The sequence below is a fragment of the Spectribacter hydrogenoxidans genome (genome assembly GCF_031846275.1).
Classification (GTDB): Bacteria; Pseudomonadota; Gammaproteobacteria; order Nevskiales; family Salinisphaeraceae; genus Spectribacter; species Spectribacter hydrogenoxidans.
The window spans coordinates 1-20,392 of the sequence record NZ_JAVRIB010000009.1; the positions used below are offsets into that span (position 1 = coordinate 1).

Below are 20,392 nucleotides of genomic sequence, written 5' to 3' on the forward strand. Positions count from 1 at the left end.
CGAGCTGGTGACCTGGATGAAACAGCAGGGTATCCGCCTGGAGTACATCCAGCCCGGCAAGCCGCAGCAGAACGCCTATGTCGAACGCTACAACCGGACCGTGCGCTATGACTGGCTGAGCCAGTACCTTTTCGACTCCATCAGCCAGGTGCAGGACGCCGCCACCCGGTGGCTATGGACCTACAACCACGAACGACCCAATATGGCCCTCGGCGGCATCACCCCAATGCAGAAACTGATGGCCGCTTAGCTCCACTTTTGAGCAGCGCTAAGAATGGGGGGATTACCCCCTTTTGAGTGGCCGTGGCCGCCTTTGTTGCAGGAGATTCTGGAATGAGCCAGCCGGTATTCTCGCCGTGGCCATCGTTTACGCAGGAAGAAGCCGACGCCGTCTCTACCGTGCTGTTGTCCAACCGCGTGAACTACTGGACCGGGCAGCAGGGGCGCGATTTCGAGTGCGCCTTTGCCGGCTTTGCGGGCACCGAGTATGCAGTGGCGCTGGCCAATGGCACGGTAGCGCTGGATGTTGCGCTGAAGGTGCTGGACGTGGGGCCGGGTGATGAAGTCATCGTTACGCCACGGACCTTCCTGGCGTCCGTGTCCTGCGTGGTAACGGCGGGGGCGGTGCCGGTGTTCGCTGACGTGGATCGCGACACGCAGAATCTTACCGCCGACAGTATTGCGGCCAAGCTGAGCCCCCGCACGAAGGCGGTCATCTGCGTGCATCTGGCCGGCATGCCCTGCGATATGGACCCGATCATGACGTTGGCGCGTGAGCATGGGCTGGCCGTTATTGAGGATTGCGCGCAGGCGCATGGGGCGCGATACAAGGGGCGCTCGGTGGGCAGCATCGGCGATGTGGGCTGCTGGTCGTTCTGCCAGGACAAGATCATCACTACGGGCGGCGAGGGTGGCATGGTGACCACCAATGACCGCGGACTATGGTCGCGCATGTGGAGCTACAAGGACCATGGCAAGAGTTGGGACGCCGTTTATCAGCGTGAGCATCCGCCGGGTTTCCGCTGGTTGCATGAAAGCTTCGGCACCAATTGGCGGATGACCGAGATGCAGGCCGCCATCGGTCGGGTTCAGCTCGGGCGGATGCCGGCCTGGCACGCGGCGCGGCTGACGAACGCAAATCGCATCTGGGACTGCGCGCGGGAGTTGCCTGGCCTGCGCGTGCCGGGAATGCCGGACTGGGCCGAACACGGGGCCTATAAGTGCTATGTGTTCGTGGAACCGGAGCAGTTGGCCGAGGGATGGGATCGGGACCGAATCATGGCGGAAGTCAACGCCCTGGGTGTGCCCTGTATGTCCGGCTCATGTTCGGAGGTATACCGCGAAAAGGCCTTCGACGGTACCGGCTGGCGGCCCGCGGAGCGTCTGCCCGTTGCCCGGGAATTGGGGGAAACCAGCCTGATGTTTCTGGTGCATCCCACGTTGACGGCCGAAGCAATGGATGCAACCTTTTCGGCGCTTGTCCGCATTATGGAACGGGCGCGCGGATAACCGCGCATGACTGCTCGCTAATTCGCCATCTTGCCGAGGTCCGGTGCACTGTCAGCCATGACTCATGGCCGTGGCGCAAAGTCAGAGCAGCCTTTTTCAATTATACTGGCCTGGACCATGGGGGGGGGGAGGAAGCTCTGCCGGCTACCCTGGAGACAATCCAGGGTATGGCTGGGTGGGGTTAATGCGCCGTTTTGCCGATGACGACGGGGTGGCATTTAGTGAGAAAGTCGGCAGCCGCTTTGCGAGAACGGCTGGTTGGTTGGTCGCGATGGCAGAAGCGCCTGTTCCTTATGGCTGCGGATGCTGGCGCGGCATCAGCGGCCATGGTGCTGGCGGTGGCGCTCTATGGCGGCCAGGCCTTTGCGGTTGACGTAGTTCTGCCGCTTGCGCTGCTTGCGGCTGCCCTGACGCCCGCGCTGGGGTGGGGGGGGTGCATCTACCGGACCGTCGTGCGGCATATTGCCGCCCAGATTGCGCTGCGCATCGCGTTGGTTTCGGTGGCAACTGCCGGGTCTCTCGCGATACTGGTGGCATTGGCACCATTCATGGCGCTGCCATGGCAAGTCTTCGTTGGTTTTGCCATGACCCTGACGCTTGCATTGGGCGGCATGCGCCTGGCTGCGCGTACCTTCCTGAGTCCCGTCAGTGATCGGCACGCCTCCAATGTTCTGATTTACGGCGCCGGGTCTGCTGGTGTGCAGGCGGCTCAGGGGTTGTCGTCCGATCCGACCTGTCGGGTGGTGGGTTTTGTTGACGACGCCGAGGGCCGCGTGGGAACGCGCTTGGCGGAGTGGGCGGTATATGGCGTGACGGATCTCCCGCGCCTGGTCGAGCGGCTGCGGGTGGAAATCGTGCTTCTTGCGCTGCCCTCGGCGACGCGGCGCCGAAAGCAGGCGATTATTGCGGCGCTGGAACCACTCCCGGTGGCTGTGAAGACGGTGCCTTCGTTGCCGGAAATCCTGTCCGGAACCGCGCCAATCGGTCAGATGCGCGATATGCGTGTCGAGGACTTGCTGGGCCGGGATCCCGTGCCCGCGCAGCCGGCATTGCTGCGTGCATCGATTCAGGGCCGGGTCGTGATGGTGACCGGCGCCGGCGGCTCGATTGGCAGCGAGCTCTGCCGCCAGATTGTGGCGCTACACCCCGCCGGCCTGATCCTGTTCGAGATCAACGAGGCGGCGCTCTTTCACATTGAGCAAGATGTGCGCGGCCTGCAGTCGGAGCACGGGGCGTTCCCGGTGACCTCGGTTCTGGGTGACGTGCTCGACGAATCGCTGGTTGAAGCCTGCCTGCGTCAGCATGGGGTTCACACGCTGTATCACGCGGCCGCGTACAAGCATGTTCCGTTGGTGGAGCACAATGTCCGCGGGGGCATACGCAACAATGTGCTGGGTACGTGGATCGCCGCGAACGCGGCGCTGGAAGCAGGGGTCGAGCGCTTCGTTCTGATTTCCACCGACAAGGCGGTTCGCCCAACCAATGTCATGGGGGCGACCAAGCGTGCCGCGGAGATGATCATCCAGGATTTCGCGCGCCGAACGGCGCCTGAGGGGGCGGGGCGCAGTGGTCCGGGGGCTGTTTTTTCGATGGTGCGTTTCGGCAACGTGCTGGGGTCGTCCGGATCCGTGGTGCCGCATTTTCGTGAACAGATCGAGAACGGCGGCCCCGTGACCGTCACGCATCCGGAGATCACGCGGTATTTCATGACCATTCCGGAGGCGGTTCAGCTCGTGCTGCAGGCCGGCAGCATGGCGCGGGGCGGCGAGGTCTTTCTGCTTGATATGGGAGAGCCGATCAAGATCGTGGATCTGGCCACTCGTATGATTCGACTTGCTGGCTTTCGGGTGAAGTGGGATGCTCAGGTGCCGGGCGATATCGAGATCGTGTACTCCGGGCTGCGCCCGGGCGAGAAGCTGTATGAAGAGCTGCTGATCGGCGAAAAGAAGCGGGATACCGAGCACCCGAAAATCGGATGCGCCGACGAATCCTGTGTGGACTCGGAACAGCTTCATCGCTGGTTGGACGCCGTGCAATCCGGGGTGGAAAGGCTTGATATCTCGGGGCTCAGATATCTGCTGGCTGAGCTGATACCGGAGTACGTGCCGGATGAGGCGGATTGGGATTCGATGAGCAACGGCTGGGAAGTTGAACCGGTCGCTACCGAGGCTACTTTGGCCGAGCTTCGGCCGGCGAATCGCGATGTGCTGTAAGCCGGTTGATCCGGCCGCCCAGGTTGCACGTCGCTGAGGCAGACTCCGCCTCGCTCGCCAAACTCGTAGCCTCCCGGCTGTGGCCAGTGAACCGGCCGTTAAACCGGCCTTTCATACCCGGTTATTTTTCCAAGTTGATGATATTGTTGGCCCTGCCATGAGCGATAAACCGGCCACCAATGCGGACATGAACGCGGCCAATGACCGTGGGGAGTCTGTCTCATTGATGGAGCCGCTGCTCATCGCGGAGGGCTCGCGACACCGGCCCGATCTGGTTGATCAGGTCATGGGGCTGACGGCGCGCTCCTCCAGGCTGCGCCATCGTTTGCCCGGCGGGCTGGTGCGCGCGCTGGCCGGGTTGGTCCGCTCGATGAACTGCTATTACAGCAACCTTATCGAGGGCCACGATACCCACCCGGTAGCGATCGAGCGCGCTCTGAACGATGATTTCAGCGTTGATCCGCGTCAGCGTGATCTTCAGCTCGAGGCCAAGTCGCATATCGCGGCCCAGCAATGGATCGATAACGGTGGTCTGGCGGATCGTGCCGCATGCGTTGAGGGGCTGCGTGAGTTGCACCGGCGATTTTGCGAGCATCTTCCGAAGAGCCTGCTGGTGGTGGAACACCCCCAGACCGGCAAGCCCCTGCCCGTTGTCCCGGGTAATCTGCGGCAACACGATGTGCAGGTAGGCCGTCACGTTCCCATTAGCCCCGGTTCGTTGCCCCGGTTCCTGACGCGTTTCGAACAGGTCTACGGGCAAGTCGGACGTACTGAGGGAGTGTTGGCTGCGGCCTGCGCCCACCATCGGCTGTTGTGGCTCCATCCCTTCTTGGACGGCAACGGGCGGGTGGCCCATCTCATGTCCTACGCGCTACTGCTGGATCGGCTGGAAACTGGTGCGATATGGTCGGTTGCTCGTGGCCTTGCCCGCAACGAGGGCGAATACAAGGCCAGACTGATGGCGTGCGATCTCGAACGGCGCAACGATCTCGACGGCCGCGGCCACCTGAGCGAGGAGGCATTGGCCGAATTCGTTGGATTCTTCCTGAACGTGTGCCTCGATCAGGTGGATTTCATGGAGAGACTGGTTGAGCCTGCCGCGCTTACTGATCGAGTGGTGCGCTGGGCCAGGGATGAAATCGAGCGTGGTCGTTTGGCGCCGCGCTCGGATCGAGTGCTCGAGGCCGCGCTCTATCGCGGCGAGCTTCCCCGTGGCGAGGTCGTGGACATTGCCGGCGTGAGCGAGCGTCAGGCGCGGCGGGTCAGTAGGGGCCTGCTCGATACCGGTATCGTGACTGCAGAAAGCACCCGCGCACCATTAAGGCTCACCTTCCCGGCGCACCTGGCCTCGCGGTTGATGCCGGGGCTATTTCCCGAACCGTCAGAATCAGTCCGCGGAGGAGCCTGACAACCGGCGACCTCAACCTTGGGGCTGGATGCCGGCTTCGGAGGGTATTTGGAGCGGCGAACCGGGTTCGACCGATTTGTCGGGAACAAATCGGGACCGCCGGAGGCGGGCCCGTCAGGGTCAGGCCCATGGATGGACTGAGCACCGATTTGTCCGGAACAAATCGGGACCACCGGAGGTGGGCCCGAAGGGCTGGGTCCATGGATGGACCCAGCAACCGGCGACCTCAACCTTGGGGCTGGATTCCGGCTTCGGAGCGTAATTGGAGCGGCGAACCGGGTTCGACCGATTTGTCGGGAACAAATCGGGACCGCCGAAAGGCGGGCCCGTCAGGGTCAGGTCCATGGATGGACCTGACAACCGGCGACCTCAACCTTGGGGGCTGGATTCCGGCTGCGGAGAGTAATTGGAGCGGCGAACCGGGTTCGACCGATTTGTCGGGAACAAATCGGGACCGCCGCAGGCGGGCCCGTCAGGGTCAGGCCCATGGATGGACTGAGCACCGATTTGTCCGGAACAAATCGGGACCACCGGAGGTGGGCCCGAAGGGCTGGGTCCATGGATGGACCCAGCAACCGGCGACCTCAACCTTGGGGGCTGGATTCCGGCTTCGGAGGGTATTTGGAGCGGCGAACCGGGTTCGACCGATTTGTCGGGAACAAATCGGGACCGCCGCAGGCGGGCCCGTCAGGGTCAGGTCCATGGATGGACCTGACAACCGGCGACCTCAACCTTGGGGCTGGATTCCGGCTGCGGAGAGTAATTGGAGCGGCGAACCGGGTTCGACCGATTTGTCCGGAACAAATCGGGACCACCGGAGGTGGGCCCGAAGGGCTGGGTCCATGGATGGACCCAGCAACCGGCGACCTCAACCTTGGGGTTGAATTCCGGCAGCGGAGAGTAATTGGAGCGGCGAACCGGGTTCGAACCGGCGACCTCAACCTTGGGAGGGTTGCGCTCTACCAACTGAGCTACCGCCGCACTGGCCATAGGATTGGCCAGACTGGCCAACAATGCAAGGGGGTCACCGCAGCGGTGTTTCGGCGACACGGTTGCCCGATTCATCCACGTCGACGAACGCCGCTTCCACTGGCCCGTCGCCAATCTCGAGCGCGACATGCCGGCGCCGCGCGCCGTCCTCCCGAATCCGCGGCACGGCCGCGGCATTCACATACAGAACGTTGTCCTGTCTCGCCCAGGCCTGTCGCTGAGCGCCGGTGGTCTTGTGGGTCAGATGCATATGCCCGGCCGCCACCGCCAGCACCTGCCGGCCGCTGGCGCCCGCATGATCAATCGCCTCACGCAGGTCGGGGTCGCCGAAGTCGCCGTGGGCCGGGGAGAAATCGCAGCCCCAGGGCGAATCCGGCTGGTCGCCGAGCCCGGCCGGCCCGTTGTGCGCCAGCACGATCAGGCGGCGCGGGGCCATGTCCACCAGCGATTTCAGGGTCGCCGCGCTGCCCCGGAAGTCATTGATGCCGTAGCGTTTCCGCAGGAAGGCGCGGTAGTAGAACCGGTCCGGGCCCATGGCATGCGGCCGTGCGACCAGCAGGCCCAGGTCGTCGGCCAGGGTAATCATTTCGTAACCGCATAGCCGCACCGGGCCCAGGCGCCGGCGCAGGCGCCGCATCCGGCCCCGCATGCCAACGGCCCCCAGACGGGCCAGCCATCGCCAGCCCTTGAGTTCGGCCAGCAACTGGGGGGCGGTTACGCCGTCATGATTGCCGGGAATCAGCCAGGCCGGTTTGTCCAGCTCCGCCAGCATGCGGGCGACCGGGCTACTGCCGGTCAGGCGGGGCAGATCCCCCACGAACAGCAGGCCGTCGTAATCCGAGCGGTTGAAGTACGCGGTGTCCCGGTTGTCCCAGAAGCCGTGAATATCGCCGATGACTGCCAGTTTCATGGCCACGTTGTACGGTTGGCGCCCGCCGGGGTCAATGCCCGCCGGATGAGCGGCGGCGACCGGACCGTGGGCGCTGCTATCCTCGGCGTCATGAATGAATCCGACCCGAAAACCGCGCTGGTGACCGGCGGCACCGGCTTTGTGGGCCGCGCCGTGGTGGATGAACTCCTCGCCGATGGCTGGCAGGTGGCGGTGTTGACCCGCGACGGCGCGGCCGCCGGGCAGACGCTGCCCGAGGCGGTGACCTGCCACGAGTCGATGGACGACTGCCCACTAACTGCGGCGGTGATCAACCTGGCCGGCGAAAACCTGGGCGCGAAGCGCTGGAACGCGGCGCGCAAGCAGGCCTTCGTCGACAGCCGGGTCGGGATGACCCGTGCACTGGTTGATGCAATGGCCGGCTGTGAGTATCGGCCCGAGGTACTGGTGAACGGCTCGGCGGTGGGTTTTTACGGCGCCTGCGGCGACGAGGCGATCGACGAGCAGAGTCCGGCCGGGGATGAATACCAGTCACGTCTCTGCCAGGCGTGGGAGGCCGAGGCCCGGCGTGCCTCGGATCTGGGTGTGCGTGTCGCCGTGGTGCGCATCGGTGCAGTGCTGGGTGTCCGCCAGGGTGCGTTGAGCGAACTGGTGCCACCGTTCCGCTTCGGGCTCGGCGGGCCGCAGGGCAGCGGCCGCCAGTGGCTGTCGTGGATTCACCGGCAGGATCTGGCCCGCGCCATCGTCTTTCTGGTCAACAACCCGGATTGCGACGGCGTCTATAACGCCACCGCACCGCATCCGGTTCGCAATCGCGAGTTCGCCCGCGCCCTCGGCCGGGTGCTGCGGCGCCCGGCGCTGTTGCCGCTGCCGGGCCCGGTTCTGCGGCTGATCGCCGGGGAAATGGCCCATCTGGTGTTGACCGGCCAGAAGGTTCTGCCGTCGCGCCTGCTGGCCGCCGGGTTCGAGTTCCGCTATCCCGATCTGGAGCCGGCACTGCGCGAGATTCTGGCGCGCTGGTGATGCTGCCCGAGGGTCTGATCGATGCACTGATCGAGCACCTCGGCGCGGATGCGGTGCTGACCGGCCGGGATGCAATGGCCCCCTATGAGCGCGATTGGCGCGGCCAGTTCCGCTCGCAGGCCGCCGCGGTGCTGCGGCCGCGCACCACCGGGCAGGTGGCCGATGCCGTTTCCCTGTGTACGCAAGCCGGTGTCGCGGTCATTCCCCAGGCCGGCAATACCGGCCTGGTAGGCGGGTCGGTGGCGCGCCCCGACCAGGTGATTGTCAGTCTGGACCGGATGACCGCGGTGCGGTCGCTGGATGCCGACAACGACACCATTACCGTCGAGGCCGGCTGCATCCTCGCCGACGTGCAGCGGGCGGCGGCGGACGCCGGGCGTCTGTTTCCGCTGTCGCTGGCCGCCGAGGGGTCATGCCGCATCGGCGGCAACCTGGCCACCAACGCCGGCGGCGTCAACGTGTTGCGTTACGGCAATGCCCGCGAGCTGACCCTGGGTCTGGAAGTGGTGCTGGCCGACGGCCGCATCTGGGATGGCCTGACCGGCCTGCGCAAGGACAACAGCGGGTTTGATCTCAAGCAGTGGTTCATCGGCAGCGAAGGCACGCTGGGCATCATTACCGCCGCCACCCTCAGGTTGTTTCCGGCCCTGGCCCAGCGCGAGACCGCTTTCATCGCCGTGCCCGATCCCGCCGCGGCGGTGCGGCTGCTGGGCGAGTTCCGACAGGCCTCCGGCGACAACTGCATCGCCTGCGAACTGCTGCCGCGTCTGGCGCTGGAACTGGTCTGTCGGCATATCCCCGGTTGTCGCGATCCGCTGGACCGGCCCGCTCCCTGGTACCTGCTGGTGGAACTGGCCAGCCCGGCCGCCGGCGACTGGCTGGCGGATGCCCTTCAGGCGGTGCTGGCCACCGGCCTGGACGACGGCAGCGTCAGCGATGCCGTGATTGCCGGCAGTCTAGATCAGGCGGCCGCGTTGTGGCGGCTGCGCGAATCCATCCCCGAGGCCCAGACCCGCGAGGGGGGCTCGCTCAAGCACGATATCTCGGTGCCGGTGTCGCGGCTGCCGGCATTCGTTTCCGAGGCCGGTGCGGCAGTGGCAAGGGCAATCCCCGGCGTGCGGGTGTGCGCCTTCGGCCACGTCGGCGACGGCAATCTGCACTTCAATCTGTCGCAACCACCGGGCGACGATGGCGACGCCTTTCTTGCCCGCGCGGACGAGGCCGGCCGCATCATCCACGATGTCGTTGCGGCCATGGATGGCTCGGTGGCGGCCGAGCACGGCATCGGCCGGCTCAAGCCGGCGGCCCTGCAACGCTACCGCTCACCGGTGGCGGTGGACCTGATGCGGGCGATCAAGCAGGCGCTGGACCCGGACAACCGGCTCAACCCCGGGGCCGTGCTCGAATACCGGGAGCCATGAGCGGGCCACCCGGCGAGGCCGACTGGTCGGCCGGCATTACCTGCGGCCTGTGCGACCATCCCGCCACCCGTGGTCTGGCACGGGTGGCCAGCGGCCGATACGGGTGCTGCCCCGGCTGTGGTCTGATCTTCCAGCATCCGGACGAACGGCCCGACGCGCTGACCGAACACCGTCTGTACAGCGCTCATGACAACCGCATCGATGACCCCGGCTATCGCGCGTTTCTGCAAAGGCTGACCAACCGGCTGATTCCGCAGTTGTCGCCCGGCGCCTGCGGCCTGGATTACGGCGCCGGTCCCGGCCCGGCGCTGGCGGCGATGCTGACCGAGGCGGGCTTTCCCACAGCCGTCTACGATCCCTTCTTCGCCCCCGATACGGCCGTGCTGGCGCGCCGCTACGACTTCGTTGTCTGCACCGAGACCGCCGAGCACTTCCACCATCCCGGCGCCGCCTTCGATCAGATTGCCGGGCTGCTGCGACCGGGTGGCCACCTGGGCCTGATGACCCGGCTGTTCGACGCCGGCACCGATTTCGCCGCCTGGCACTACCATCGCGATCCCACCCACGTCAGCTTCTACACCGAGTCCACCCTGGACTGGCTGGCGACCCGCCACGGCTGGCGCTGGCGGCGGTACGGCGCGGACGTGGTGATCCTGCAGCACGCGTAGACGGCTCACGAATCCTGGAACTGGTAGGTCAGGGGAATCCAGCGGTAGCCGTGGCGGCCGCGGCGCTGGACGAAGCCGATCGATGGAAAGCTGGTGTGGTAGCCGACCACCGCCAGGCGTTCGGTGGCCGCCATGTCGTAGATTCGTTTCCGGGTGGCGGCGCCCTGGGTCTTGTCCTGATCGAACAGCGCGTGCCATTCGGGATGGGCCAGCGAGGCGACCTCGTGATGGGCGCAATCACCCCACAGCAACAGACGCTGGCCGCGACTTTCGACGTGAAAGGCCAGGTGACCCGGGGTATGACCATGGGCGGCCACGGCATGGATACCGGGCGCGACTTCGTCGCCCGGTCCAATGCGGGTCATGTCGTCGGCCAGCGGGGCGAGGTGACTGGAAAACAGCCGCGCCGACTGGTGTTCGATGCTCTCCTCGGGCGCGCGCAGACGGTCGTCGGTGGCGGCCCAGAAATCGAACTCCCGCCCGCCCATGATGTAAGCGGCCCGCGGAAACGCCGGTTTGCCCTGATGCATCAGGCCGCCGATGTGGTCCGGGTGGCCGTGGGTCAGGACCACCAGGTCGATCTGTTCCGGTGCGTAGCCGGCCTGTTGCAGGCTGGGCGCCAGCCGGCCGCCGCGTGGCGGGGGCACGAAACCGTGGTCGCCGTTGCCGGTATCGAACAGGATGCGTTGCGTACCGGTGTCCACCAGGGTGGGGGTGAAGCCGGGCTGGAAACGATCACGTGGCAGTAGATGTTCGTGCATCAGTGCCTGCACCTCGGATTCCGGGCGGTCCTCGCCCACCACCGGCCAGGGGCCGTCCAGCATGGCGTCGGCATCGCGCAGGGTGGTTACCTCGAATGCCCCGAGCGAAAAGCGGTGGTAGCCGACCAGCGACGGGCAGGGTGCAGCGGCGCGGGTCCGCATCGACAGCCCCGCTGTTGCAGGCAAGGCCAGTCCGGCTGCGGTTGCGGCCAGCAGCCGCCGGCGGGTGATGTCGGTTGGTTTCCGGGTCATGACGGATGGCTCCTCGACAGGTTGATTCGTGCTGTAATCCACAGGCGGCCGTCGCAGGCGGGGCCGCCGGGAGGAACGCTAGCCGATGACCGGATGCGGCCAATTGTATGAACGTGCTGCGAAAGCCGACGGCCTGGGGCCGTTCTGGCATCTGGACCAGGCGCGCACGCTGTTCGTCGGGCCACTGCAGCACAACGGCCTGCATCAGCACGGCGCGCCGGTCTATCTGGCGGGCCTGTACGAGGCCTTCGAGCTGCGTCTGGAAGGGGCCGACTGGCGCCAGTGCCGGGGCGCGGTCATCCCCGCCGGGTGTCGTCACGAACTCAGGGTTCACGGCCAGCCGATCGCGGTGTTCTACATCGAGCCGGGCGCCGATGGCATCGGCAGTCTGACGACGTTGCTGGGTGATGTTCGTGAGGTCGGCGGCGCCCTGGCCGGACGCCCTCACGGGCGCAATCTACTGCGCGAACTGTGGGAGGACCGCCACGGTCCGCAGTGGACCGGCCAGGCCCTGGATGACCTGCTGACGTTTGCCCGGCCGCGGGCTTGCCGGCAGCCGGACGCCCGCGTCGCCCGGATCATGGCGGATCTGGGCCACCAGTCCGGCACGCCGATGCCGGCGGCGCGACTTGCCGCCAGCGTGGGTCTGTCGGCGTCGCGCCTGCAACATCTGTTCACCCGCGAGGCCGGCGTGCCGCTGCGGCGTTACCGGGCCTGGCAGCGCATGCGGGTGGCAATCGACGCAATCATCGGCGGTGACAACTTCACCACCGCCGCTCACCTGGCAGGATTCAGCGACCAGGCCCATTTCAATCATGATTTCCGCCGCACCTTTGGTGCGCCGCCGTCGGTGAGCCTGGCCCGGCTTCGGCCCGGTATCGGAGACGCTTAACCCTGGCGGGCTTCGGCGCAATCCAGGCAGAAGGGATTGGCGGGATCGGCCTCCAGCCGGGCCTCGGCAATGGGTTCTTCGCAGGCGGCACAGTCGCCGAAGGTGCCGGCTTCGATGCGGGCCAGCGCAGCGGTGATGCGGCGTGCCTGGTTGGCGGCGCGCTGGGCGCCGGCCCTGGCCATGGCCTGGGCCTGCAGGGCATCCATGCGCGACAGCCGCCCGGTTCGGGTCTGGTCGAGTTCTACCGTCTTGCCCATGTCGTCGCGACTTTCGGCGCCGGCCTGCAGGGTTTCCTGCATGGCGAGCAGCATCTGTCGAAAGTGTTCGAGCTGGGCTTTGGTCATCGAATTGATGGTTACTGACGTAATAATGCGAGTGTGTATCCAATCCAGCGTAATCGGGTCCGATGAGGCGGTCCAATATGGGTTCGATGGCGAGCCGACAATGCCGCTGGTTACTGATCGGCGCGGCCTTAGGCACCACCGCGGCAGTGGCGCAGCCGCCCGACGCGCCCCTGAATCCGGTGTTCATGGAGGCCGAGGCATATCCCGGGTTTGCGGCCGCGCTGGCCGAGGGCCGTTCTGACCAGGCGATCGACCGGGCGCGCGGGATGCTGCGCGCCCTGGAAACCGGTTACGGACCGCGGCATCCGGCGCTGGTGCCGGCGCTGGTCAACCTGGGTACCGCGCGACATGGCGCCGGGCAGCCGGTGGCGGCCATGGGTGATTTCCAGCGGGCGGTCGATATTCTGGCCAGCCGGGGGGACAACCGGAATCCGGCCCTGATCCGCCCCCTGCGCGGCCTGGGCCGGGCGGCGCTGAGCGCGGGGGATTATCCGGCCGCGATCCGGGCGTTGTCCCGGGCGGCCTTCATCGGCCGGGTTGTCCACGGCCTGCACGATCCCGCCCAGCTGGCGCCCTATGACGGCCTGATTGCGGCGCAGATGGCGATCGGACGCGAGGAGGAGGCGGCCCGGCTGCAGCGGGCGCGGCTGGCGGTGATCGAACGCAGTGCCGCCGACCGCCCCGGGGAACAGGCCGCGGCGCTGGCCCGCGCGGGGCGCTGGTTTACCGAGGTCGGACGTTACGGGGATGCCCGGGACATGCAGCGTCAGCGTCTGCGTGTGCTGCGCGAGGCCCGTGGGGAGGACGATCCCGCCCTGATTCCGGCTCTAATGGACCTGTCGCGAACGTATCAGCCCACGCTTCAGGAGCCGGCCTTCGCCGGCCTGGACGCACTGCATGAGGCGCTGGGCATTCAGCAGAACCGGGAATCGCGCGATCCCGCGACGCTGGCGGATATCCGCCTGGCGATCGGGGATTTCTACATGCGGTTCGACCGGCCGCGGGAGGCCGTGAATGAGTACGTGAAGGCCAGAAATCTCTATGGCGAGGCTGGTGATGCCGAGGCACTCGATCGCCTGAACCAGCCGGCGGTGGCCTACCTGCCGCCGATCCGGGGCCTGCGGGACAGGCCGGATGCGGGTCTTGGCCCCCGGGTGCTCGTCAAGCTGCTGCTGGATGTGGATGCCCGGGGCAACCCGCGGGATGTCGAGGCGGTATCGATTGATCCGCCGGGTCTGACCGAACTGCAGGAAAATGTGCGGCGGGCCCACGCGCGGGCACGTTTCCGGCCGCGGTTGACCGCGGACGGGGCGGTCGACGCCGAGCGCGTATCGGTGGATCATGAATTCCACTATCTTGCGGCTCCGGGCCGGGACGGAAACTAGGGTGGGGCCGACAGGGTCGAAGCAATGATGATGCAACCCAGGATTCGACAATTCGCGCTTTTGCCCTGGCTGCTGCTGGCAGCGAGTTGCACCAGCACGCCGCCTCCCCCGTCCTCGCCGAGCCAGCCGCCGCCGGAATCGGCCGCTTCGTCTCCACCGCCGGCGTCGGGTGAAACCGGTGCGGCCGGGCAGCAGTCACCGGAGCAGTCGCGCGAGGCTGCCGGCGATGCCGACAGGGCCGATACCAGCCCGCCGCCGGCGGCAGCCGCGATGGATACGACCGAATCCACCCCGCCGAACGAGGCCGGCACGACGGCGCGCGGGCCCGGATTCCCGGCCGGCGGCCAGACCGACGGCGAACGCACGGGAGAACTGGATACGGCTCTGGATCGGTCACTCGGCGAATTCGACGAGCGGTTGCGTCGCGAGCAGGCGGAGCTGGAATCCCTGAATGAACAGGCCCGCGAGGCCCGCGAGCAACGCGAGGCGATGCAGGGCGCGGGCAGCGACGGGTCGGATGGCGAGCGGTCCGGCGACCGCGCGGGCGCGCCCCCGCCGCCCCCAGTGGCCGCCGGGGGCGAGCCGCCTGAGGGCGACACCCGCACCGGTCGTGATCGCGTCGGCGGCAACCAGCCCGATATTGCCACCAACACGCCGGATGACATCGGCAGCGGTGCGGACGATGACGTGGTTGCCCGCCAGTTGCGGGAAGCCGCCGAGAACGAGTCCGACCCCGAGCTGCGCGAGCGGCTGTGGGAGGAATACCGCGCCTACAAGGAAAGCCAATGAGCACCGCGGTGCGAACCCGGCCGAGTCTGTTTGCCCTGCTGGGCCTGGCGCTGCTGGTCAGCGGCTGCGTGAACAAGACGGTGAAGACGGTCAACGCCGCGCCGGCGGCGCATGCGCAGGAGGAGTTGTCCAGCGAGGAGCTGGTCAACGTCAACATCGCGGTATTCGAGCCGGGCATCCCGGAAGACCCGAGCGAGGCCGAGGAGGCCGGCATCTGGCCCGAGGTGCGGGAAGCCGAAAGCCGCTACATGGCCGTGGCCCTGCGCCAGACCCTGGAGAACACCGGCTACTGGGGCGCGGTGCGGGTGGTGCCCGAACGGGTCGAGTATTCCGAACTGCTGGTAACCGGCGAGATCGTCGAATCCAGCGGCTACGAAATGGCGCTGGCCGTGCGCGCGGTGGATGCCAGTGGCCGGGTGTGGCTGGACCAGACCTACAACGCCGAGGCCGCTGAACTCAGCTACAGCCAGGGGGATGAGCCGGCCGACCCGTTCCAGGCGGTATACAACCGCATTGCCGATGACCTGCTGGCCGCGCGCCGGGCGCGCAGCGCGGCGGAACTGCAGACCCTGCGTCATCTGTCCGACATGCGCTTTGCCGAACAGCTGGCTCCCGAGGCCTTTTCGCGCTACGTGGAATCCGGGGACGGCCGGTATCGCCTGAACGGCCTGCCCGCCGAGGGTGACCCGCTGATGGCCCGGGTCGAGCGTATCCGGGAGCGCGACTACGCCCTGATCGATGCCCTGGATCAGCACTACCGCGTGTTTCACGACCAGATCGATCTGGCCTATGCCGACTGGCGCGCCGCCAGTTATCGGGAGACCGAGAATCTCCGGGAACTGGAAAGCCAGTCGCTGACGCGCAAGCTCCTGGGCGCGGCGGCGGTGATTGCCGGCATCGTGGGTGCGGCCAACGCCAACAACAGTGTCGAGGGTGCGGCTTCGCAGGTCGCCATTATCGGGGGTATCGGCGTATTTGCCAGCGGTCTCGAGAAAGGGCGCGAATCGAAGATTCACGCCGAAGCCCTGGAGGAACTGGGCCGGTCGCTGGAAAGCGATGTCGAACCGCGCAACGTCCAGCTGGCCAACCAGACCGTGACGCTCAGCGGTTCCGCGGAAGCCCAGTTCGAGGAATGGCAGCAGTTGATGCGCGACATTTACGCCGCTGAGACCGGCCTGATCCGCGACAGCGGGCAGACGCCGGCCAGTGGCGACGATGATCGCTGAAGCCGCCCCGGTCGTGGTCCGGACGCACGATGGCGGATAACCGCAAGCAATCCGACGAGTTCGAGCGCATCGCCCCGGCCGCCTGGCAGCCGGGACACGAGCCCGCATCGACGCCGGCCGCCGGCCGGGGGGTGCCCGTGGGCGCGGTGGTGCTGGCGGTACTCGTGGTGCTCGCCCTGGCCGGCGGCTGGTGGCTGCTGCCCGGTGTAATCGGAGACGACGAACGGATGACCGAGACGCCCGCGGAATCGCCTGTGACAGGGCGTCCCGCCGAGCCCGAAGCATCCGACGAGGCGGCGGCGACCCCGCCGCCTGACGCCGACGCGCTGCTGGCCCGCCGCCAGTCGGCGCAATCGCTGGGTGAAGAGCTGGCCGCCGCGCGCGAGTCGCTGGCCGGACAGGGGCTGGATCGCTGGGCCCCCGAGGAACAACAGCGCATGGCGGACCTGGCCGGGCAGGGGCAGGAGAGTTTCGAACAACGTGAATATGCGGCGGCCGAGGAGGCGTTCCGTGCCGGCCTGTCGCTTGCGACGGATCTCGACTCGCGGGTCGACACCGAGCTGGCGGCGGCGCTCGAACGGGGTGACGAGGCGCTGGCCGACAATCGCATCGACGAGGCCGCCGCGGCCTTCGATCTGGCGCTGGCCATCGACGGGGACAATGCCGATGCCCGCCGGGGTGCGGATCGCGCCGCCCGCCGCGAGGAGGTTCTGACCGCCATGCGCCAGGGGCGGGCCAGCGAGCAGGCCGGTGAGCTGGACGCGGCGCGGGACGCCTATCGGCAGGCCCGATCGCTGGACGAGGCGTACCAGCCGGCCGGCGAGGCCGTGCAGCGGGTCGAGAACGCTCTGGCGGATCGGCGGTTCCGGTCCCGCATGTCCGCCGGTCTGGCGGCCCTGGATCAGGGCGATTTTGCGGTGGCCCGGTCGGCGTTCGCCAAGGCCGCGCAAATCCGCCCCGACGCGGCCGAGGCGACCGACGGGCTGGCCGAGGCCGAAGCCGGGCTGGAACGGGCGGCCATCGAGCGGCTGCGCCAGCAGGCGCGTGCGGCGGAACAGGCCGAACAGTGGTCGGAGGCGGTGGCGGCCTACGAGGCCATGCTGGCGCGCGACGCCAGCCTCACCGAGCCCCGTGAACGGCTCGCACAGGCCCGGGAGATGGCTCAGTTGAACACACGCCTGAACGCGCATCTGGAACAGCCGGACAGATTGTCCGATGCCGGAGTGCGGGAGGTCGTGAACCAGCTGCTCACCCGCGCCCGAGCCGTTTCCGACCCGGGGCCGCGGCTGCAGGCCCGCATTACGCGGCTGCAGACGGCGCTGGCGCAGGCCAGCCAGCCCGTCACCGTTCGGCTGCAGTCGGACAATCGCACCCGGGTGGCGGTCTATCACGTGGGCGAACTGGGCACCTTCGAAACGCATCAGCTCACCCTCACACCCGGTCGTTACACCGCCGTGGGACGGTGCGAGGGCTATCGCGACGTGCGGCGGGAATTCACTGTCGCCGCCGACCAGGCCCCGGTCGGGCCGATCGAGATTCGCTGCGAGGAACGCCTGTGACCGAGCCGACCCGGGTGCAGGCCGCTGCTTATCGGCCGCCGGACGGTGGCGGTCCCCCGCGATCCCGCCGCCCCCGTCTGTGGCTGCTGGCCACCGGCGCCGGTCTGGCCATCCTGGCACTGGGGGCCTGGTTCGTTTTCACCGCCCTGGCCGTGGCCATCGACGTTCGCCCGGCCCCGGATCGTCTGGCCATCGAGGGCGGCTGGTCGCTACCGGTGGGCGAGCGCCACCTGCTGCGGCCCGGCGAGTATCGCGTGGTGGCGGAAAAGACCGGCTATCGGCAGCTCACCGAAACCTTCACCGTGGCCCGGGGTGGCGACGACAGCTTCCGCTTCGAGATGCGCAAGAAGCCCGGGCGGCTGCAACTGGAAACGGAACCGGCCGAAACCACGGTACTGATCGACGGCAAGGCCGTGGGGCAGACACCGCTGGAACCGATCGAACTGGAACCTGGCGAACACCGGCTCACGTTCCGGGCGCCGCGGCACGAATCCGCCGAACAGACGGTGTCGATCGAGGGCATGGACAAACTGCAGACGCTGAACGTCACCCTCACCCCGGCCTGGGCGCCGGTAACGATCGATTCGGTGCCGGTGGGGGCCATGCTGAGCGTCGACGGCGAAACGCGCGGCCCGACCCCGCAGACGGTGGAGCTGGGCGCCGGCGAGCACGAATTGCAGCTGGCGCAGGCCGGTTACCAGACCTGGACCCGGCGCATCGAGGTGGTGGCGGATGAGCCGCAGTCGCTCGGGCCGATCGAACTGGCCCCGGCGCCCGGCCGCCTGGATGTTTCCAGCCGGCCGGCCGGCGCCAGCGTGACGGTGGCCGGGGAGTTCCGTGGCCGCACCCCGGTCGAGGTCGCCCTGGCACCAGACACCGATGTGTCGGTGCGGGTTGCCCGGGCCGGCCACCAGTCGGTAACCCGCGAATTCCGGCTGGCCGCCGGTCAGCGGGAATCGCTGGCGGTCGATCTCGAACCGATTCTGGGTACGGTCCAGGTCGCGGTTTCCCCCGAGGACGCGGTGGTCCACGTGGATGGCGAAGCCCGCGGTCCCGGCAGCCGGGAACTGCGCCTGACCGCAGTGGCTCACGATATCCGGGTGACCCGGTCGGGCTATGCGCCGTTCGAAACCGAGGTGACCCCCAAACCCGGCGAAACCCAGCGCATCGAGGCGAAGCTGCTGACCGAGGAAGCGGCCGCGCTGGCGAAGTTCCCCGACACGGAACGCACCCCGGCTGGCGGCACCATGCGGCTGATGCCCACGGGGCAGTTCACCATGGGGGCGCCGCGGCGCGAACAGGGGGCCCGCAGCAACGAGGTCCGCCGCGAGGTCAAGCTGACCCGGCCTTTCTACATCGGCGTGCACGAAGTCAGCAACGAACGGTTCCGCCGGTTCCGGTCCGGCCATTCGTCGGGCATCGTTGCACGCAAGACGCTGGACAACGATGACCAGCCGGTGGCGCGGGTTAGCTGGGAGGATGCGGTGGCCTACTGCAACTGGCTCAGCGATCAGGCCGGGTTGCCCAGGGCCTACTCGGGCGGGGAACTGATCACGCCGGTGACCACGGGTTATCGCCTGCCCACGGAAGCCGAATGGGCCTGGGCCGCGCGTTTCGCCGGCGGCCGTTCGCTGAAGTACCCCTGGGGTAACGCCATGCCGCCCACCGGTCGGGCAGGCAATTACGCGGATGCCTCGGCCGCCGATCTGCTGGACGAGCGGCTGCAGGACTATGACGACGGTCATGCGGCGGCAGCGCCGGTAGGCCGGTTTGCCGCCAACGCCCTGGGTCTGTTCGACCTGGGTGGCAATGTGGCCGAATGGATCCACGACCGTTACAGCGCCAACCCCGGCAGCGGCGGGGTGGAGGCCGATCCGCTGGGGCCGTCCAGCGGCAGCGCGCGGGTGGTGCGGGGTTCGAGCTGGCGGCACGGGCGCATCACCCCGTTGCGTCTGTCCTACCGGGAGGCGGGCAGCAGCCCGCGGGATGATCTGGGCTTCCGGGTGGCCCGCTACGCGGAGTAAGCTGGAATGATGCGAACGATACCGATTGCCGTGCTTGCGCTGGCGGTTCTCGCGCTCCCGGCGGGGGCACAGGAACCGGCGCCCGATCAGGCCCGGGACGACGCCGCCGAGACCGAAGCAGCCAACGACGCGGACAATGGCGAGCCCGCCGACCGCAGCCGGTCGGCGTCCCCGCAGGACTTCCGGCCCTCGGAACGCATCGGGGCGGATGAGGCAGTCGCCTTTCCGGCAGATATCTGATGCGCGGGCGGCTGTCGGTTGAGTTCGTCTACCAGCTGTTTGCGCTGCTGCTGGCGGTAATCATCGTGCATGCCGCCTATGTGGGCATGGTACGGCCACAGGCCCGGGCGGCCGAAGCCGAGCGGGCCGCGGTGGTGGCGGACAATCCGGATGCCGCGCCGGATCGCTCGCTGTGGGTGATCGTGCGCGATTACGAGCAGGAGGTCTGTTTCATTCTCATGCTCTGGGCGCTGGCGCTGCTGGCCTACAAGGCGGTGGCGGTTCAGCGCGAGCGGCGACTGCTGCAGCGGGGCCTGATCGCGGTGGGGCCGGGCGAGAGCATCCTGCCCGAGGATGCCCGCGAACACACCCGGGCGATCGAGGCGTTGCCGGCCATGGAGCGGGAGTTTCTCTATCCGCGGGCGCTGCTCACCGCGCTGCATCGGTTCCGCGCCACCCGCAACGTGCAGGATGTGTCCGATGCCATCGGGCAGGTCTGCGAGGCGGAAACCGATCGGCTGGATTCGGAACTGTCGATGGTGCGCTACATCGCCTGGGCGATTCCCTCCATCGGCTTCATCGGCACCGTACGTGGCATCGGCGAGGCGCTGGGCCTGGCCCACAAGGCGGTGGAGGGGGACATCAGCGGCGTCACTGCGGCCCTCGGCCTGGCATTCAACTCCACCTTCGTGGCCCTGGTGCTGTCGATCATCCTGATGTTCTTCCTGCATCAGTTGCAGCTGGTGCAGGAGCGGCTGGTGCTGGATACCCAGACCGCCTGTGACCGGGGACTGATCCAGAACCTGCAGGCGGGCTGACC

At 67.6% G+C, this 20,392-nt stretch carries 18 protein-coding genes and 1 tRNA gene; 15 read left to right on the top strand and 4 right to left on the bottom strand.

Annotated elements, in window-relative coordinates; genetic code table 11:
- From RM532_RS09565 to RM532_RS09580, 4 genes are all read left to right on the top strand, one after another.
- Positions 1-250, top strand: a 250-nt coding sequence (locus RM532_RS09565) for an integrase core domain-containing protein (protein WP_311653099.1), incomplete at its 5' end; no start/stop codon positions are given.
- A gap of 83 nt (positions 251-333) precedes the next feature.
- Positions 334-1,509, top strand: a complete 1,176-nt coding sequence (locus RM532_RS09570; RefSeq protein ID WP_349255301.1) for a DegT/DnrJ/EryC1/StrS family aminotransferase — start codon at positions 334-336, stop codon at positions 1,507-1,509.
- 200 nt (positions 1,510-1,709) lie between these two features.
- Positions 1,710-3,722, top strand: a complete 2,013-nt coding sequence (locus RM532_RS09575; protein WP_423246890.1) for a polysaccharide biosynthesis protein — start codon at positions 1,710-1,712, stop codon at positions 3,720-3,722.
- A 157-nt stretch (positions 3,723-3,879) separates the two neighbouring features.
- The gene (locus RM532_RS09580; RefSeq protein ID WP_311653102.1) at positions 3,880-5,130 is read left to right on the top strand and encodes a Fic family protein; all 1,251 of its coding nucleotides are present in this window, start codon (positions 3,880-3,882) and stop codon (positions 5,128-5,130) included.
- A gap of 905 nt (positions 5,131-6,035) precedes the next feature.
- On the opposite strand, the gene RM532_RS09585 is transcribed toward RM532_RS09580, so the two are convergent.
- Together RM532_RS09585 and RM532_RS09590 are read right to left on the bottom strand one after the other, a co-directional pair.
- A tRNA-Gly gene (locus tag RM532_RS09585) sits at positions 6,036-6,111 on the bottom strand.
- A 43-nt stretch (positions 6,112-6,154) separates the two neighbouring features.
- Positions 6,155-7,030: a metallophosphoesterase gene (locus tag RM532_RS09590; RefSeq protein ID WP_311653103.1), complete on the bottom strand. Its 876-nt coding sequence runs from the start codon at positions 7,028-7,030 to the stop codon at positions 6,155-6,157.
- A gap of 90 nt (positions 7,031-7,120) precedes the next feature.
- Between RM532_RS09590 and RM532_RS09595 the strand changes: the two genes are divergently transcribed.
- The 3 genes from RM532_RS09595 to RM532_RS09605 are packed head-to-tail and all read left to right on the top strand — an operon-like array spanning position 7,121 to position 10,121.
- Positions 7,121-8,032 (top strand): TIGR01777 family oxidoreductase, encoded by a 912-nt coding sequence (locus tag RM532_RS09595; protein WP_349255302.1) that lies wholly within the window; start codon positions 7,121-7,123, stop codon positions 8,030-8,032.
- Complete coding sequence (locus RM532_RS09600; protein ID WP_311653254.1) at positions 8,032-9,453, top strand: FAD-binding oxidoreductase; 1,422 nt, start codon at positions 8,032-8,034, stop codon at positions 9,451-9,453. Before RM532_RS09595 ends, RM532_RS09600 begins: the two co-directional genes overlap by 1 nt.
- Positions 9,450-10,121: a class I SAM-dependent methyltransferase gene (locus tag RM532_RS09605; RefSeq protein WP_311653105.1), complete on the top strand. Its 672-nt coding sequence runs from the start codon at positions 9,450-9,452 to the stop codon at positions 10,119-10,121. Before RM532_RS09600 ends, RM532_RS09605 begins: the two co-directional genes overlap by 4 nt.
- Before the next feature lie 5 nt (positions 10,122-10,126).
- On the opposite strand, the gene RM532_RS09610 is transcribed toward RM532_RS09605, so the two are convergent.
- Positions 10,127-11,134, bottom strand: a complete 1,008-nt coding sequence (locus RM532_RS09610) for an MBL fold metallo-hydrolase (RefSeq protein ID WP_311653106.1) — start codon at positions 11,132-11,134, stop codon at positions 10,127-10,129.
- Positions 11,135-11,219: 85 nt separating this feature from the next.
- Between RM532_RS09610 and RM532_RS09615 the strand changes: the two genes are divergently transcribed.
- Positions 11,220-12,026, top strand: a complete 807-nt coding sequence (locus RM532_RS09615; RefSeq protein ID WP_349255298.1) for an AraC family transcriptional regulator — start codon at positions 11,220-11,222, stop codon at positions 12,024-12,026.
- On the opposite strand, the gene RM532_RS09620 is transcribed toward RM532_RS09615, so the two are convergent.
- Positions 12,023-12,370, bottom strand: a complete 348-nt coding sequence (locus tag RM532_RS09620; protein WP_311653108.1) for a TraR/DksA family transcriptional regulator — start codon at positions 12,368-12,370, stop codon at positions 12,023-12,025. The two genes, RM532_RS09615 and RM532_RS09620, sit on opposite strands and share 4 nt — an antisense overlap.
- A gap of 86 nt (positions 12,371-12,456) precedes the next feature.
- Here RM532_RS09620 and RM532_RS09625 point away from each other — a divergent pair, with 86 nt between their 5' ends.
- From RM532_RS09625 to RM532_RS09655, 7 genes are read left to right on the top strand one after another with little or no spacing between them, the layout of a single operon-like run.
- On the top strand, positions 12,457-13,755 hold the full coding sequence (locus RM532_RS09625) for a tetratricopeptide repeat protein (RefSeq protein WP_311653109.1): 1,299 nt from the start codon (positions 12,457-12,459) through the stop codon (positions 13,753-13,755).
- 24 nt (positions 13,756-13,779) lie between these two features.
- Complete coding sequence (locus RM532_RS09630) at positions 13,780-14,544, top strand: hypothetical protein (protein ID WP_311653110.1); 765 nt, start codon at positions 13,780-13,782, stop codon at positions 14,542-14,544.
- The gene (locus RM532_RS09635) at positions 14,541-15,770 is read left to right on the top strand and encodes a hypothetical protein (RefSeq protein WP_311653111.1); all 1,230 of its coding nucleotides are present in this window, start codon (positions 14,541-14,543) and stop codon (positions 15,768-15,770) included. Before RM532_RS09630 ends, RM532_RS09635 begins: the two co-directional genes overlap by 4 nt.
- Positions 15,771-15,799: 29 nt before the next feature.
- Positions 15,800-17,329 (top strand): hypothetical protein, encoded by a 1,530-nt coding sequence (locus RM532_RS09640; RefSeq protein ID WP_311653112.1) that lies wholly within the window; start codon positions 15,800-15,802, stop codon positions 17,327-17,329.
- Positions 17,326-19,353, top strand: coding sequence for a PEGA domain-containing protein (locus RM532_RS09645; RefSeq protein ID WP_311653113.1), 2,028 nt, complete (start codon positions 17,326-17,328; stop codon positions 19,351-19,353). The genes RM532_RS09640 and RM532_RS09645 overlap by 4 nt, the downstream gene beginning before the upstream one ends.
- A 6-nt stretch (positions 19,354-19,359) precedes the next feature.
- Positions 19,360-19,593, top strand: coding sequence for a hypothetical protein (locus RM532_RS09650; protein WP_311653114.1), 234 nt, complete (start codon positions 19,360-19,362; stop codon positions 19,591-19,593).
- Positions 19,593-20,390 (top strand): MotA/TolQ/ExbB proton channel family protein, encoded by a 798-nt coding sequence (locus RM532_RS09655; protein WP_311653115.1) that lies wholly within the window; start codon positions 19,593-19,595, stop codon positions 20,388-20,390. Before RM532_RS09650 ends, RM532_RS09655 begins: the two co-directional genes overlap by 1 nt.
- The last annotated feature ends 2 nt before the right edge of the window (positions 20,391-20,392 follow it).